Here is a 15,796-nt window from a genome sequence, read left to right on the forward strand (position 1 = left end):
GCGTTGCTCCGGCCTCGTCCTGCTCGCGTCACGCTCCTCGGAAAAATCTGGACCAAAAAGCCGCTCGCTCCCTCCTCACGCTCGGTCGCTCACGGGCAGCACCTCACGTCAGGGTTACGCCAGCGGCGTCCGCTCGACGACCGTCCCGTCGTAGGTCGGGTACTGCTCGACGAGTTCGCCGTCCTCGAGGTCGCCCTCCTCGATCATCTCCTCCAGCAGCCACCACGCCACCTCGACGTGGTCCGTCTTTACCGTGTAGAACTCCTCGGGGACGCCGAGGTCGGCGAGGCGCGCGGCGTCGGCGTACGTCTTCCCGTACACCAGCGTGCCGTCCTCGGTCACGTCGTCGAACGGGCGCCGGACGTTCTTGGCCATCCGCTTCAGGCGGTTCCGGTGCTGGGCGGCGTCCTTGAACACGCTGGTGCAGAAGTAGACGCGCTCGTGGTCGCCCATCGCCTCGAGGATCTCCTCCTTCGAGCCGTCGACCGCCGACATGTGGCCCTCCTGGAGTTCGAACCCCTCCTCCTGCATCCGGCGGTAGTTCCCCTGGCTCATCTCGAACTCGTTGACGTTGCAAAAGTCCGCGGCTCCCTCGTCGAGGAACTCGAGGAACTCCTCCTCCGCGCGGATGCCGGGGATCTCGAACGCCGGCGTCAGTCCCTCCTCGCGTGCGACGTACAGGATGTCCTCCCACTCCGTGCCGTGCATGTCGCCCCAGAGCTCGTACGGCGGGTGGAAGCGGATCTCGTCGAGGCCCGCCTCGGAGAGGCGCCGCATGTTCTCGCGGCCGCCCGTGATGCCGGTGTAGAGGTGCGTGTGGTGGTCCTCGCCGAACTCGTCCTTCAGCAGCGAGAGGTAGCGACAGGTCCGGTCCATCGCCTCCTGGGGCTCGCCGCCGGTGATGGAGGTGCCGAGCGCGTCCATCCGGTGTGCCTCCTCGAGCACGTCCTCGTCGCAGGTGACCTCCCGCTCGTTCGCGTACACCGTGTTCACGTTCTTCCGGTTCTCGCCGAGCGGGCAGTAGAAGCAGTCACGCTGGTCGCAGTAGCCGTAGACGAAGAGCACCATCTTGCCCCCCATCGCGCACTGTTCACAGCCCTTCGAGATCATTCAGTACCTGGCGTTCGCCGTCGAGCGGCAAAAGCACCCCGACTCCGGTCGACACCGTCGACCGTAGGTCAGTCTCCGCGATCGGGGGTCGCGCTCCCGGGCGTCGTGACGGGGTGGAGGTGAGCCGACGGTCCGTGAGTGGATGCGTGCGGGAACGCCAGTTATCACGCCTGAACGACGCACCACGAGACTCATATCGTTCGAACGCATCCGGTCCCTACATGACGAACAGACGGTCGTTCCTCCGTGCGGTAGGCGCGCTGGGGGTTGCGGGGGCGAGTGCGGGCTGTGTCGGCGTGATCACCGGGTCGGAACCGGCTGAATTCTCCTCGGGCACCGCGACGGTGCCCGGGTCGGCGCTCGAGGAGACCGGCTACGAGCTCGTCGGGGTCGAGCCGCTGGAGATCGATGAGACGTTCTCGGTCGCCGGACAGGAGCGGCGGGTGAAGGTGACGAACCAGCTCGCCCAGTACGATCGGTCCATCACCCTGCCGACCGGCGACAGCTACCAGGGCGCGCTGTTCGCCGTGCTGACGACGCCGGCGATCGAGGTCCTCGGTCGGACGATGAACCCGGTCGCGGAACTCGGGACCGGGGAGCTCGCCCGACGCGTGCTCGCCGACTACGAGGGGTTCGGGAACCTCCGCGAGGAGGGGACCGAGACGGTGACCGTCCTCGGGACCGAGACCGAGGTCGGGCTGTTCCTCACCGACGCCGAGATCGCCGCCGGCGTGACGACCGAGGTCCGCATCCACGTCGCCGAGGCGGTCCGCGCGGGCGAGGACTTCGTGGTCGCCATCGGCGCGTACCCGACGCTGGCGTCCGGCGAGGCCGACTCCGTGCGGACGATGATGCGGGCGATCCAGCACGGGGACGACTGAGCCGGTCACGGGGGGAGCCCCGACGCGAGGTCCCACTCCGGGGGCGAACCGCTACCGGTCGACCGGATCACCCTCGTCCGTCCCCCGAAAACAGTTATACCCGGCACGTCTTACCGCACCACGATGCTGTTGGTCCTCCCCGTCGACCTCGACGACGACCTCGGCCGCAAGACCGGGTTCTCCACGCCGGTCATCGGCCGGGACGACGTCGAGGCGGCCGCCGTAGAGCTGGCGACGGCCGACCCGGAGGACTCCGACCTGAACGTGCTCTTCCAGGCGGTCCACACCTACGACGAACTGGTCGCGGACGAGACCGTGAACGAGGAGGTCGCCGTCGCGGCCGTCACGGGCGTCGACGGGGGCGACGTGCAGGCGAACCGGGCCGTGGGAGCCGAAGTCGACACGGTGCTCGCGGCGCTTTCGACCGGCGAGGACGTGCGCGCCATCGTCATCACCGACGGCGCGCAGGACGAGTCGGTGCTCCCCGTCATCCGGTCGCGCGTCCCCCTCGACGGCGTCCGTCGAGTCGTCGTCCGGCAGGCACAGGACCTCGAGTCGATCTACTACACGATGAAGCAGGTGCTCGCGGACCCGGAGACCCGCGGCACCATCCTCGTTCCGCTCGGCGTGCTGCTGCTCATCTACCCGTTCTCGGTCATCGCGGGCATCCTCGAGATCCCCGGCGCGGTCGTGCTGGGGCTCGTGTCTGCCCTCCTCGGGCTGTACACCCTGTTCCGCGGGCTCGGGCTCGAACGGGCGGTCGACTCGGCCGCCGACCGGGTACGCAACAGCCTGTACGCCGGGCGGGTCACCATCATCACGTACGTCGTGGCCCTCGCGCTGCTCTTCGTGGGCGGCGTCCAGGGGCTCGAGACGCTCGAGACGGTCGAGTCGACGGTCGGCTCGCTCCAGCCGGAGGCCCAGGTCGCCGTGTTCGTCCACGCAGCGGTCCGGTGGGCCGCGGCGGCCGGCGTCACCTCCTCGATGGGCCAGGTGACCGACGAGTACCTGAGCGACCGCTTCCGGTGGCGCTACCTCAACGCGCCGTTCTACGTCGTCGCGATCGCGATCGTCCTGTACGGGCTCTCGGGCTACTTCGTCCCGCCGTCCGCGGGCGGTATCGTCGTGCGGCTCAGCCTCTCCGAACTCGCGATCGCGCTCACCATCGGCACGCTGCTCGGCGTGCTCTCGACGCTCACGTTCGCGGTCGCGGAGTCGCGCGAGGAGGAGGCCGCGGGCACGGTGTAGTGTAGGCCACACAGGTTCGGACTGGGAGAAACGCCGCCGGTACTGGTCGGTTCGTCGCCTACTCGCCGAGCGTGACGCTCTCGTCGGCGCTGTTGGGGAGCGCGTCCGACCGGCCGTACGTTCCCGGCGCGATGGCCAGCGTCCGGAGGCCGCGCTCGTTCGCGGCCTCCAGGGCCGGCTTGAAGTCGGTGTCGCGGGAGGCAACCGCGATGGTGTCGGCGCGACCCTCCGCAGCGAACGTCGCCACGTCGACCGCGAGTTTCACGTCGACGTCGCCGCTGGTGACGACGACCTGGAACCCGTTCGCCTCGGCGGCCTGGATGAGCCCCGGCGAGGCGTGTTCGTTCAGGTACAGCCTCGCCGTGACGAGTTCGCCGACGTCGCTCGCGGCGGCCCGGAGGTCGGCCAGGTCCACGTCGAACTCCGCGCGGAGGACGTTCGGCCCGTCGACGAACAGCGCCACGCCTCGTCCGGCGTCCCGTCCCTCGATCCGCCCGAACAGTCGCCCCAGCAGCCCCATGCCAGGTGCTCAGTTCGTGTCCCGATACGACTTCCGATTGAGGGGGGTCACTAAAGTGTGACGGAGGGTGACAGTCTGATTTAACATTCTTTATTTGAGAAATAATGGCCGTTCGTGCCGTCCGAGGGAGTCACAGCGGTCGTGAGCGGCATACCGCTCCGACAACGTGCCATTTGTTTATTCCAGTATAGAGACTAAGATTATTTCTATTATATTTACTTTCTCATCAAAGGAATTATTACCTCGTTCCCCGGTTGTGTGTCCGTTGCATGTCAGATGACAACACGAGGCTCGACCTGTACCGACGCGGATTCCTGACGGCGGCCGGCGCGGCCGCCGGCGGTGCGGCGCTGACCGGCGTGACGAGCGCGACGCCCGGTCGGTCGCCCGGGGCGAAGGAGGACGAGGTGCTCGTCGGGGTCTCGGCGGCCGCCGACGAGGTGGCCGGCGAGGTGGCAAAGCACGTGCCCGGCAACGCCGAGGTCGTCCACGTCAACGGGAAACTGCGCTACGTCGCGGTGAAGTTCCCGAGCCAGGCCTCGGAGGTGGCCCGGGAGAACTTCATTGAGGCGATCACGTCCAACCGTCACGTCAAGTACGCGGAGACGAACGAGACGTTCGAGTCGCTGGAGGTGCCGAACGACCCGCGGTACGACGACCAGTACGCCGACCAGATGGTGAACGCCCCGACGGCGTGGGACACGACGTACGGCGACTCGTCGGTCACGGTGGCCGTCGTCGACCAGGGGGTGAAGTACGACCACCCTGACCTCGACGGCAACGTCGGGTCGGACGAGGGCCACGACTTCGTCGACTCCGACTCCGATCCGTACCCGGACTCGATGTCCGACGAGTACCACGGGACCCACGTCGCCGGCATCGCGGCCGCCGAGACGAACAACGGCGAGGGCGTCTCCGGCATCGGGAACTCGACGGTGCTCTCCGGGCGCGCGCTCTCGGAGTCGGGGTCGGGCAGCACGGCCGACATCGCGGACGCCATCCAGTGGGCGGCCGACCAGGGCGCGGACGTGATCAACCTCTCGCTGGGCGGCGGCGACTACACCAGCACGATGAAGAACGCCGTGAGCTACGCGACCGACAACGGCTCGCTCGTCGTCGCGGCCGCCGGCAACGACGGCAGCGGGAGCGTCTCGTACCCGGCGGCGTACTCGGAGTGTCTCGCCGTGTCGGCGCTCGACCCCGACGAGTCGCTCGCGAGCTACTCCAACTACGGCTCGGACATCGAACTGGCCGCGCCGGGCACGAACGTCCTCTCGACGTGGACCGACGACGGCTACGACTCCATCTCGGGCACCTCGATGGCGACGCCTGTCGTCGCCGGGGTGGCCGGGCTCACGCTCGCCGCGCACGACCTGACGAACGCGGAACTGCGCGACCACCTGAAGGCGACCGCGGCCGACGTCGGCCTGTCGAGCGACGAGCAGGGGAGCGGTCGAGTGGACGCCGGCGACGCCGTCACGACGGAGCCGGGCGACGGCGGCGGCGGTGACGGTTCCACGACCTCCAGCGTCTCCGGGTCGCTCTCGGGGTACTGGGACGGCACGTGTTACAGCTACGGGTTCGAGTACTCGGACCCCTCGCGGGTCGTCCTCGAACTCGAGGGGCCGTCGAACGCGGACTTCGACCTGTACGCGAACGACGGCACCGGATCGTGTCCGAGCACCTCGAGCTACGACTACCGCTCGTGGTCGACGGACAGCCAGGAGACCATCGCCATCGACGATCCCGACACCTCGACGGAACTCCACCTCCTCGTGGACTCCTACTCGGGGAGCGGGAGCTACACGGTGACCATCACCGAGTACGAGTAACTCCCCCGCGCCGACGCCCGTTCCGCCCCCTGACTTTTCCCGATACCGTCCGCAGAGGAGACCGAGGGGTACACCGAGTTCTGGCGCGAACGCGCCGAGTCGTTCGGCCTCGACGTGGACGTCGGCGCGCCGGCGGCCGAGGGCGGCGGTGACGGGGCGGAGGGTTCCTCGCGGGCAGAGTGAGGGGGGTCACGGGGGAGTTACGGGCAGTGGAGCGCGTGTTGGCTGGGTACGAGGCCGGAGGGAAATCCACATACCGTTCGCCCCCCATCGGTCCGACATGAGCGACTGGACCGACGCGATCGTTGGCGACCGGATGACCGTGGACCGCGAGTTCGGCGACCGGGTGCGGAACTCGCGCTTCTCGAACCAGGAGTGGGGGCTCATCATGACGGCGACGGAGTTCGACATCGAGGACGCGGACGACCCGGAGGCCGCCCGGATCGTCGCGGACACAAGCAAACTCCCGAGCATCATCCCGGAACTCGAGAACATCTCGAACCAGATGAACGCGACGGCCGGCGGCGGGTCGTCCGACGGGGGAACGTTCGGGAAGCTCCTCGGCGGCGTCAGGGACACCCTGTTCGGGGGCGGGTCCGGCGGCGTGGACGCGGAGAAGCTCGAGGCGGCCGAACGGCTTACGGGCGAGTACGCGACGGAACTCCAGCGACACCTCGAGTCGAAGGGGACCTGGGAACAGGTGCGGATCTCCTACCAGGAGTAGCGACCCGGTTCGACGGCGCTCGGATCCCTCTCTACTCTACCCGGGCCCTCAGGGCACGTCGCCCGAGCGGAACATCGTCAGCTCCTCGGCCTCGTAGATGTTGATGAGCTCCGCGATCAGTTCGTCGTGGCTCTCCCCGTTCTCGCGGAGGCTCTCGAGCCGTTCGAGGGTCTCCTCGCTCACCTCTATTTCCGGCATGGGAGGAGGTTGGCCGCCCGGGCGTAAAAGATTACAGGCGGTCGAGCACCGCGTCGGTCACCTCGTCGGTTCCCGCGTCCCCGCCGAGGTCGGGCGTTCGCGGCCCGTCCGAGAGGACGTCCTCGACGGCCGCGCGGACGTCCGCGCCGTCCTCCTCGTGGCCCAGGAACTCCAGCAGCATCGCTGCCGACAGGATCGCCGCTGCCGGGTTCGCGACGCCCTCGCCGGCGATGTCCGGGGCGGTGCCGTGGACCGGTTCGAACAGCCCGCGCTCCGGGCCGATGTTCGCCGACGGGAGCAGCCCGAGCCCGCCGACCAGTCCCGCCGCGAGGTCAGAGAGCACGTCGCCCGCCAGGTTCGGGCAGACGACCGTGTCGAACCGCGTCGGGTCGAGACAGACGTGCGTCGCGAACGCGTCCATCAGCACCTCGTCGGCATCGACCCCGCGCTCCTCGGCCACCCGGAGGACGGCCTCGCGGAAGCGCCCGTCGGTCTCGCGCATCACGTTCGCCTTGTGGACGACGTGGAAGCCGTCCGCGTCGCGGTCGGCGACGAACTCGCACGCGAACTCGGCGAGCCGTTCGGACGCCGAGGTGGTGATCACCCGCGTGAGCGTCGAGAGGTCGTCCGAGAGCCGGTCCTCGTGGCCCGAGTACACGCCCTCGGTGTTCTCGCGCAGGAAGACGACGTCGGTCTCGGGCCGGACCGCGTCGACGCCGGGGTACGCGCGGGCGGGCCGGACGTTCACGAACGAGTCCACCGCCTCGCGCAGCGGGAGGATGACGTCCGCGGCCGTCTCGCCGGCCGCGCCGAACAGCGTCGCGTCCGCGGCGGCGACGAGGTCGTACGTCTCCTCGGGGAGCGCCTCCCCGGTCTCCGCCTTCACGGCGTCGCCCGCGTCGGCCTCGACGAACGAGAACTCGCCTACGTGCTCCAGCATACGCCTTGCAGCGGGAACGACCTCGGTTCCGATGCCGTCGCCGGGGACGACGATGATCTCCTCGCCGGACATCTCAGTCGCTCGCCTCCGGGAGGTGGTCGTCGGTCACGTACGGCAGGGAGCCGGCCGTCTCGCGGACGGCGCCGGCGTTCGCCTTCATGAGCGCGGTCGTGTCCCACTCGCCCTCGACGAGCGCGCGCCGCTGGGCTTCGTCGACCGAGACGCTCATCTCGTTGTCGCCGTAGCGGAGGGTCTCCGCCGCGACGTCGACGTCGATCTCCCCGTCCGGGTTGTCGTCCACCCACTGCTGGAGCGCGTTGATCGACTCGTGGTCGGCCGTCACCGTCGGGACGCCGAGCGCGAGGCAGTTGCCCGCGAAGATCTCCGCGAACGACTCGCCGACGACCGCGTCGATACCCCACCGCATCAGCGCCTGGGGCGCGTGCTCGCGGGAGGAGCCGCAGCCGAAGTTCGCGTTCGCCACCAGCACGCTCGCGTCGCGGAACCGATCCTCGTTGAACGGGTGTTCCTTCTCGTTGTCCTCGTCGTCGTAGCGCAGGTCGAAGAAGGCGAACTGGCCGAGCCCCTCGAAGGTGACCGCCTTCAGGTACCGCGCCGGAATGATCTGGTCGGTGTCGATGTCGTTGCCGCGGACCGGCACGCCCGTCCCAGAGACGTACTCGACCGTTTCGGCGGGGCCGTCCGCGTCCGCGCTCCCCGTACCGTCGTCGTTCGAACTCACGCTTCCGCCTCCTCGAGGGTCTCGAGGTCGCGGACGTCGGTCACCTCGCCGCGGACGGCCGCGGCCGCGACCATCACGGGACTCATCAGGACGGTCCTGCCGTCCTTCGAGCCCTGCCGGCCGACGAAGTTCCGGTTCGAGGATGACGCAGAGGCCTCGTCGCCCTCGAGCTGGTCCTCGTTCATGCCGAGACACATCGAGCAGCCCGCGTTGCGCCACTCGAAGCCGGCCTCGCGGAACGTGTCGGCGAGCCCTTCCTCCTCGGCGGCCCGCTGGACGTGCTGGCTGCCGGGGACGACCAGCGCGCGGACGTCCTCGTGGACCTCCCGGCCGCGGACGACCTGCGCCCCCCGCCGGAGGTCCGGCAGGCGCGCGTTCGTACACGAGCCGAGGAAGGCCACGTCCACCTGGTACCCCTGCATCGTCTCGCCGGGTTCCACGCGCATGTGGTCCTGCGCCCGGCGTGCTGTGTCCTGCTTGTCGGCGGGGAGGTCCTCGGGGGCCGGGATCGGCTCCGAGATGCCGACGCCCTGGCCGGGGGTCGTCCCCCAGGTCACCATCGGTTCGAGCGCGTCGCCGTCGATGGTGACGACGTCGTCGTACTCGGCGTCCCCGTCGGAAGCGACGGACTCCCAGTACGGCTTCAGCCGCTCGAACTCGTCCGGGTCGTCGCGGAACGCCTCGGTGTCGCCCAGCCACTCGAAGGTGGTCTCGTCGGGGTTGACGTAGCCCGCGCGGGCGCCGCCCTCGATGGACATGTTGCAGATGGACATCCGGCCCTCCATGCCCAACGACTCGACTGCGTCGCCGCCGTACTCGTACACGTAGCCGACGCCGCCGTCGGTGCCGAGCTTCCGGATGATCTGGAGGATGACGTCCTTCGCCTCGACGCCGTCGCCGAGTTCGCCGGTCACCTCGATCCGGCGCACGTCACTCTTCTCCATGGCGACGCAACCGGTCGCGAGCACGTCGCGGATCTGCGAGGTGCCGATCCCGAACGCCAGCGCGCCGAACGCGCCGTGCGTCGAGGTGTGCGAGTCGCCACAGACGATGGTCTTGCCCGGCTGGGTGAGCCCCTGTTCCGGACCGACGACGTGGACGATGCCCTGGTCGCCCGTCGACGGGTCGGCGAACTCGATGCCCGCGTCGCGGACGTTCTCCTCGAGTTCGCTCATCATCCGCTCGGCCGCGTCGTCGCCGTAGGGGCGCGACTGGTCTGCGGTCGGGACGATGTGGTCGACGGTCGCGTACGTCAGTTTCGGGTACGCGACCTCCATCTCGCGCTCGCGGAGCATGCCGAACGCCTGCGGGCTCGTCACCTCGTGGATGAGGTGGAGCCCGACGAACAGCTGGTCCTGGCCGGTCGGGAGCGTGGTCACCTTGTGCCGGTCCCACACCTTGTCGTACAGCGTTCCCTCGCTCATTCGTCGCTCCCTACGTTGCTCGGTCGTTCGAACCCACGGGTCCACACGTCGTTCGCTTCGGGGTACGGCGGCTCGTGACTCACGTCCGCCATCGACTCGTCGGTCCCGTCGGGTCGGCCCGAACCGTTCCGTCGGGTACGTCCGTGTCGGTCGTCGGCGCCGGGTCGCGGTGGCTCCTCGCCGCCGTCGGCCATCGCCGGTCCCCGGCGGTACACCGCCCAGAACGTCTCGCTCGTGTCGGGGTTGACGTGGCTCACGTCGGCCATCGTCCGGTCGTCCCCGTCCGACTGGTCGTCGGGGGTCGACGATCCGTCCGGGTCGTGTCGGTCGGTCATCCCCGCATCCCCACGCGGCCCTCCTCGTCCTCCTCCGTCTCGCTCCCCTCGGTCTCGCCGCCCCACGCGAAGAGGCTCCGGAGGTCCTCGCCGACCGCCTCGATGTCGTGGCTCTTCTCCGCGGCACGGAGCTGCGTGTAGGACGGGCGGCCGGCCTGGTTCTCGGCGATCCACTCGCGGGCGAACGTCCCGTTCTGGACGTCGTCGAGCACGGTCTCCATCCGCGCGCGGACCTCGTCGTTCACCACGTCGTCGCCGCGGGTGAGCCCGCCGTACTCGGCCGTGTCGGACACCGAGTCCCACATGTCGCCGAGCCCTCCCTCGTACATCAGGTCCACGATGAGCTTCAGCTCGTTCAGGCACTCGAAGTAGGCCATCTCGCGGCTGTACCCCGCGTCCACGAGCGTCTCGTACGCCTGCTTCACCAGCGCGGTGACGCCGCCGCACAGCACCGCCTGCTCGCCGAACAGGTCCGTCTCGGTCTCCTCGCGGAACGTGGTCTCGATGACCCCGGCGCGGGTGCAGCCGATGGCCTGGGCGTACGCGAGCGCCTCCTCCTTCGCGCGGCCAGTCTCGTCCTGATACACCGCGAGCAGGCCGGGCGTCCCCTGGTCCGCCTCGTAGTTCCGGCGGACGAGGTGGCCCGGCGACTTGGGGGCGATCATCGTCACGTCGACGCCCTCGGGCGGCCTGATCTGGTTGTAGTGGATGTTGAAGCCGTGCGCGAACTGGAGCGTCTGTCCCTCCTCGAGTTCGTCGCGGATGGCCTCGAACACGTCCGGCTGGACCGTGTCGGGCACGAGCATCGAGACGATGTCGGCCTCGGCGGCCGCCTCGACGGGCGTCGCGACGCGGAGGCCGTCGGCCTCGGCGGCGGCGCGCGAGGAGGAACTCTCGCGGAGGCCGACGATCACGTCGACCCCGCTGTCGTCGAGGTTCTGGGCGTGGGCGTGGCCCTGGCTGCCGTAGCCGAGCACGGCCACGGTCTTGTCGTCGATGTAGCTGCGATTCGCGTCGTCGTCGTAGTACACTGCGGATTCGAAGGTGTCGTCGTCAGTCATCGTAGTTTGGTGTCGCGTCGTCCGTTGCCGCCGAGTGCCCCGGCTCCTCGCCGGGCGTCGTCGGGGAGTCGCCGCGTTCGAGCGCGGTCTGGCCGGTCCGGGAGATCTCGATGATGCCGAACTGCCGGAACGCGTCGACCGCGTCGTCGATCTTCCGCTCGTGGCCCGTGATCTCCACGGTGATGGTACGCGGCCCGGCGTCGAGCGTCCGGCCCTCGTACATCTCGGTGATGGCGTGGACCTTGTCCGGCTCGTCGCCGCGGACCTTCAGGAGCACCAGCTCCGAACGCACCGCGTTATCGCCGAGCTCGCCGAGGGCGATGACGGGCTTCAGTTTTCCCAGCTGCTTCTTCGCCTGGTCGATGCCGGGCTCAGTCTCGTGGATGACCAGGGTGATCCTCGCGTGTCCCTCGACGGTCGTCGGCCCGACCGTGAGGCTCTCGATGTTGAACTGGCGCCGGGAGAACAGCCCGGAGACGCGCGAGAGCACGCCCGGCTCGTGATCGACGAGCGCCGAGATGACGGCCGTCCGCTGGGCAGGCTCGGCCTCGGCGTCGGGGTCGATCCGGATGCCCTGGGCGTTCCGCCGCGCGGTCGGCTGCGGCCGTTCGTCCGGCCGCGGCCCGGCCATCCCGCGCTCGGGAACGTGTGACTCGGCGCCGGTCCGCGTCGCGTGTTCGGCCGCCGGAGCGTCGGACGGGTGGGCGTCGAACCCCGCGCTCGCAGCCCCCGCGCCGGCGGCGCCGTCCGTCGCGTCGGTCGCCCCGTCCCGGCTCTCCGCGCCGGTCGCGTCGTCGGAATCGCTCATAGTTGGTCCTCCGTGAGCGCGAACTCGCCGTTGGCGCCGCCGCTCGACACCATCGGGTAGACGTTCTCGCGGGGGTCGATGTGGGCGTCGACGACGGATGGGCCGTCGTAGGCGAGCGCCTCGCCCACCACGTCGGCGACCTCGTCGTACGAGTCGATCCGGAACCCGCGCGCGCCGAACGCCTCGGCCAGCTTGTCGAACTCGGGCATCCAGTCGTACTCCGAGGCCATGTGGCGCCCCTCGAAGAAGGCGTCCTGCCACTGGCGGACCATCCCGATGTACTCGTTGTTGAGCACGACGACGGTGATGTCGAGGTTCTCGCGCACGGCCACGGAGAGCTCCTGGATCGTCATCAGGAACGAGCCGTCGCCGTCGAAGCAGACGATCTCGCGGTCGTCGTCGGCGGCCAGCCGCGCGCCGATGGCGCCCGGGAGGCCGTACCCCATCGTCCCGAGGCCGTGCGAGGAGACGAACGTGCGCGGCTCGGTGAACGTCCAGTACTGGGCCGCCCACATCTGGTGTTGTCCGACGCCGGTCGTGACGATGGCGTCGTCGCCGGTCGCGGCGTCGAACGCCTCGACGACGAACTGCGGCTTGACGGGTTCGTCCGCGTCGACCGCGTAGTCCATCGGGTACTCCTCGCGCCACGCGGTGCACTGCTCGCACCACTCCTTGGCGTCGGGCGAGCGCTCCATGGCGACCTCGAGCTGTTCGAGCACGGTGCCCGCGTCGCCGACAACCGGGTAGTCGGCGTGGACGTTCTTCGAGATCTCCGCCGGGTCGATGTCCACGTGGACGACGTCGGCGCCGGGCGCGAACGTGTCGACGCCGCCGGTCAGGCGGTCGTCGAAGCGCGTCCCGACCGCGATCAGGCAGTCGGTGTGGCTGATGGCCATGTTCGCGTAGCCGGTGCCGTGCATGCCCGCCCAGGAGAGACAGAGGTCGTCGTCCTCCGGGAACGAGCCGATGCCCGGCATCGTCGTCACGACGGGGATGCCATGTTCGCGCGCGAACGCCCTGGCCTCGTCGGTCGCGTCGCCCTTGACGACGCCGCCGCCGAACAGGCAGAGCGGTTTCTCCGCGCGCTCGATGACGCTCGCGGCCGCCTCGACCTCCTCGGCGTCGGCCTCGGGGTCGGGCTTCGAGCGTGCCGGCGCCTCGGGCAGCTTCGGCGCGCGGTCGGTCTCGCCGAAGGAGACGTCCTTCGGGAGGTCGACGAGCGTCGGGCCCGGTCGGCCGACCTCGGCGAGCGCGAACGCCTCGCCGACGACGTCGCCGACGGTCTTCGAGTCGCTCGCGAAGTAGTTGTGCTTCGTGATGGGCGCCGTGACGCCGGTCGTGTCGGTCTCCTGGAACGCGTCGGAGCCGACCATGTGGCTCGGAACCTGACCGGTCAGCGCGAGCATCGCGTCCGAGTCCATCGACGCGTCGGCGATGCCGGTGACGAGGTTCGTCGCGCCCGGGCCCGAGGTGGCGAGACAGACGCCGGGCGTGCCGGTCACCACGCCGTACGCATCGGCGGCGTGGGCGGCGCCCTGCTCGTGGGCCATGGTCACGTGCTCGATGCTCGAACTGTACAGCGCGTCGTAGACGGGCATGATGGCGCCCCCCTGGACGCCGAATGCGGTCTCGACGTCGGCCGATTCGAGGGCGGCGACGACGGCGGCGGCACCGTTCGCCGGCGCGACGGTAGTCGCGTCCGCGCTCGCCTCCTCGTCCTCGGCCGCGTCGGCCGCGGGGTTGGCGGATTCGCTCATGTCCTGTCTCCTGTCGGGTGTCGTGTCATCTGCTGGTCGTTGTGGATCCTGTCGGTCGGCGGTACGGTCGAACGGGGTCTTGAGAACGGTGTTGTGTAGGGGTAGCTAGACCCCTACAATAATCGCGACGGCCGTCACTACGCCGGGAACGCGGGCGTGAGTGACCGGTGCCGTCTTCATCTCGTCCTCCGGTATCGGCCCGACGGCTAAAACCTTGTCCCGCCCGGCAATCGTTGCGCGGACGGTTCACCCGCCGCTGGACGGGGCGGTCGGCCGTCGGGGGAGCCATCAGACCGTCGCCCCCCGCTCCCGCTCGTCGTCCGGACGATCGACGCCCTCTCGTTCGGCGAAGCGCCGGACGTCGTCCATCGTGACGCGCTCGTCCGCGCCGTAGTCCTTCACCCGACGGGTGACCGCGCGGACCTCCGAGTCGGTCGGGTCGAACCCGTCCTCGCGCAGTCGCTGGCGGACGGAGTGGGTGCCCGTGTGCTTGCCCATCACGAACTCCCGCTCCGCGCCGACCATCTCCGGGGTCATCACGCCGGGCTCGAACGTGTCGCTGTTCTCGATGACACCGGCGGCGTGGATGCCGGACTCGTGGGAGAAGGCGTTGCGGCCGACGACCGGCTTGTTCGCGGGCACCGGCATGTCGCTCGCCGCCTCGACGATGCGGGACAGCTCGGTGATGCGCGTCGTATCGATGCCGGTGTCGGCGCCGTACAGCGACTCGGCGCCCATCACGACCTCCTCGAGCGCGGCGTTGCCGGCGCGTTCGCCGATGCCGTTCACGGACACCTGCATCTGGGCCGCGCCGGCCTCGACGCCGGCCAGCGCGTTCGCGGCGGCCAGCCCGAAGTCGTCGTGCGTATGCACGTCGACGCGGCCGTCGGTGTGCTCGCGGACGACCTCGATGAGGTCGCCGAAGCGCCGGGGCGTGGCGACCCCGCACGTGTCGGGGACGTTGATCCAGTCGACGCCGACCTCGTCGACGGCCTCGATGACCTCGACGAGGAACGACTCGTCCGTGCGCGTGGCGTCCATCGGCGAGAACATCACGTCGACGCCGGCGTCGCGGACGCGCTGGACCGACTCGACCGCACGCTCCACGACCTCCTCTCGCGTGGCGTGCATCGAGTCCTCGATCTGCACGTCGCTCGTGGAGACGAACGTGTGGACCATGTCGACCCCCGAGTCGAGCGCCGCCTCGATGTCGGCATCGACCACGCGGGCGAGCCCGCAGGTCGTCGCGTCGGTGGCCGCGGCGATGTCCGAGACCGCCTCGAACTCGGCGTCGGAGTTGACCGGGAACCCCGCCTCGACGACGTGGACCCCCATCTCCGACAGCACCGCGGCTATCTCGCGTTTCTGTTCGTAGTCGAACGACGTGCGTGGCGACTGCTCGCCGTCACGGAGCGTCGTGTCGAAAATCCTGACCGTCTCGAACTCGTCAGTTGCACTCAGCGTGCCCTGGAAGAACTCGTTCCGCCGGACTGGGTACCGACGAGTCCTGATTATGGGACATCAACAGACCGTGGGGGAGAACTCCTTGTAAAGCGTTGTGGTCGGACACATCGTACGGTCCCGACGTGGACCCTTTGGGTGACGCTCTCACCCGAAAATCGACGGACTGCGGCGACTACTATCCAACCCATATACCTTATACGTATTAATATTCTGTCTTCGATGCGGTGGCCGTTCGTTCACATCTGTCGCAGTGGCGGCACGCCACGACCGGCAGTCGTCCACTTCCGCCGAGTCCCACGGCCCGCTCGTGGGGCGCCCGAAGGATCTTCCCGAGCGGAGGTCCCCAAGCATCGTTCACCTCGACAGAACGACGGTTCCCCAGCACACATCGACGGACGGGCGTCGGACGACTACCGAACGCTTTTGCCCGGTCACTCCGAGTTGGGGCCAATGACCGAGTTCGGCCTCGACCTCCAGGAAGCCGAGGAGCAACTGGACGAGGAGGTCGCGGGCGAGGTCGTCCTCGGGGTGCTCGACGGCACCACCGACCCGACGGTGTGGATCCGGAACGTGGAGTACGGGAACGTCCTCGTGCTCGCAGTGGCCGGGGACCTCAACGAACTCGCCGGCGGGTTCGCCCGCGAGGTGTCCGACATGGGCGGGGAGCTCTCCCACTTCCGGGGGTTCCTCATCGTCTCCCCGCCGAACGTCGCCATCAACACCGACCGGCTGCGGAGTTGAGCGTTCGCGTC

The 15,796-nt window shown here is 69.2% G+C and carries 16 protein-coding genes; 5 read left to right on the forward strand and 11 right to left on the reverse strand.

Annotated features, from left to right (window positions below):
* Positions 1 to 114: 114 nt before the first annotated feature.
* Positions 115 to 1,110, reverse strand: a complete 996-nt coding sequence (locus tag HUG10_RS00295; RefSeq protein WP_179167648.1) for a radical SAM protein — start codon at positions 1,108 to 1,110, stop codon at positions 115 to 117.
* Between the two features lie 221 nt (positions 1,111 to 1,331).
* Here HUG10_RS00295 and HUG10_RS00300 point away from each other — a divergent pair, with 221 nt between their 5' ends.
* Together HUG10_RS00300 and HUG10_RS00305 are read left to right on the forward strand one after the other, a co-directional pair.
* Positions 1,332 to 1,991, forward strand: coding sequence for a DUF6517 family protein (locus HUG10_RS00300; protein ID WP_179167649.1), 660 nt, complete (start codon positions 1,332 to 1,334; stop codon positions 1,989 to 1,991).
* A gap of 123 nt (positions 1,992 to 2,114) precedes the next feature.
* Positions 2,115 to 3,239: a DUF373 family protein gene (locus tag HUG10_RS00305; protein ID WP_179167650.1), complete on the forward strand. Its 1,125-nt coding sequence runs from the start codon at positions 2,115 to 2,117 to the stop codon at positions 3,237 to 3,239.
* 58 nt (positions 3,240 to 3,297) lie between these two features.
* Here HUG10_RS00305 and HUG10_RS00310 read toward each other — a convergent pair whose 3' ends face one another.
* Positions 3,298 to 3,759, reverse strand: a complete 462-nt coding sequence (locus HUG10_RS00310; RefSeq protein ID WP_179167651.1) for an NYN domain-containing protein — start codon at positions 3,757 to 3,759, stop codon at positions 3,298 to 3,300.
* A gap of 269 nt (positions 3,760 to 4,028) precedes the next feature.
* Here HUG10_RS00310 and HUG10_RS00315 point away from each other — a divergent pair, with 269 nt between their 5' ends.
* Both HUG10_RS00315 and HUG10_RS00320 read left to right on the forward strand, forming a co-directional pair.
* Positions 4,029 to 5,591 carry a S8 family serine peptidase gene (locus tag HUG10_RS00315; protein ID WP_179167652.1) on the forward strand — a complete coding sequence of 521 codons (1,563 nt, stop codon included), beginning with the start codon at positions 4,029 to 4,031 and terminating at the stop codon, positions 5,589 to 5,591.
* A gap of 280 nt (positions 5,592 to 5,871) precedes the next feature.
* Entirely contained in the window at positions 5,872 to 6,315 is a 444-nt protein-coding gene (locus HUG10_RS00320; RefSeq protein WP_179167653.1) for a DUF5799 family protein, read from the forward strand.
* Between the two features lie 48 nt (positions 6,316 to 6,363).
* Here HUG10_RS00320 and HUG10_RS00325 read toward each other — a convergent pair whose 3' ends face one another.
* The 9 genes from HUG10_RS00325 to HUG10_RS00365 form a co-directional block, all read right to left on the reverse strand.
* Entirely contained in the window at positions 6,364 to 6,513 is a 150-nt protein-coding gene (locus HUG10_RS00325; RefSeq protein WP_179167654.1) for a DUF7557 family protein, read from the reverse strand.
* Positions 6,514 to 6,544: 31 nt separating this feature from the next.
* Entirely contained in the window at positions 6,545 to 7,525 is a 981-nt protein-coding gene (locus HUG10_RS00330) for an isocitrate/isopropylmalate dehydrogenase family protein (protein WP_179167655.1), read from the reverse strand.
* A 1-nt stretch (position 7,526) separates the two neighbouring features.
* Positions 7,527 to 8,195 carry a 3-isopropylmalate dehydratase small subunit gene (leuD, locus tag HUG10_RS00335; RefSeq protein WP_179167656.1) on the reverse strand — a complete coding sequence of 223 codons (669 nt, stop codon included), beginning with the start codon at positions 8,193 to 8,195 and terminating at the stop codon, positions 7,527 to 7,529.
* Positions 8,192 to 9,619 (reverse strand): 3-isopropylmalate dehydratase large subunit, encoded by a 1,428-nt coding sequence (leuC, locus tag HUG10_RS00340; protein ID WP_179167657.1) that lies wholly within the window; start codon positions 9,617 to 9,619, stop codon positions 8,192 to 8,194. Before leuC ends, leuD begins: the two co-directional genes overlap by 4 nt.
* Positions 9,616 to 9,954, reverse strand: a complete 339-nt coding sequence (locus HUG10_RS00345; RefSeq protein ID WP_321169541.1) for a hypothetical protein — start codon at positions 9,952 to 9,954, stop codon at positions 9,616 to 9,618. Before HUG10_RS00345 ends, leuC begins: the two co-directional genes overlap by 4 nt.
* Complete coding sequence (gene ilvC / locus HUG10_RS00350) at positions 9,951 to 11,015, reverse strand: ketol-acid reductoisomerase (protein WP_179167658.1); 1,065 nt, start codon at positions 11,013 to 11,015, stop codon at positions 9,951 to 9,953. The genes HUG10_RS00345 and ilvC overlap by 4 nt, the downstream gene beginning before the upstream one ends.
* Positions 11,008 to 11,646 (reverse strand): acetolactate synthase small subunit, encoded by a 639-nt coding sequence (gene ilvN / locus HUG10_RS00355; protein WP_179170950.1) that lies wholly within the window; start codon positions 11,644 to 11,646, stop codon positions 11,008 to 11,010. The genes ilvC and ilvN overlap by 8 nt, the downstream gene beginning before the upstream one ends.
* 173 nt (positions 11,647 to 11,819) lie before the next feature.
* Entirely contained in the window at positions 11,820 to 13,580 is a 1,761-nt protein-coding gene (ilvB, locus tag HUG10_RS00360) for a biosynthetic-type acetolactate synthase large subunit (protein ID WP_179167659.1), read from the reverse strand.
* A 288-nt stretch (positions 13,581 to 13,868) separates the two neighbouring features.
* Entirely contained in the window at positions 13,869 to 15,095 is a 1,227-nt protein-coding gene (locus HUG10_RS00365; protein WP_179170951.1) for a LeuA family protein, read from the reverse strand.
* Between the two features lie 399 nt (positions 15,096 to 15,494).
* On the opposite strand from HUG10_RS00365, the gene HUG10_RS00370 reads away from it, so the two are divergent.
* Positions 15,495 to 15,785: a DUF5779 family protein gene (locus tag HUG10_RS00370; RefSeq protein WP_179167660.1), complete on the forward strand. Its 291-nt coding sequence runs from the start codon at positions 15,495 to 15,497 to the stop codon at positions 15,783 to 15,785.
* The last annotated feature ends 11 nt before the right edge of the window (positions 15,786 to 15,796 follow it).

The sequence above is a fragment of the Halorarum halophilum genome, assembly GCF_013401515.1.
Taxonomy (GTDB): Archaea; Halobacteriota; Halobacteria; order Halobacteriales; family Haloferacaceae; genus Halorarum; species Halorarum halophilum.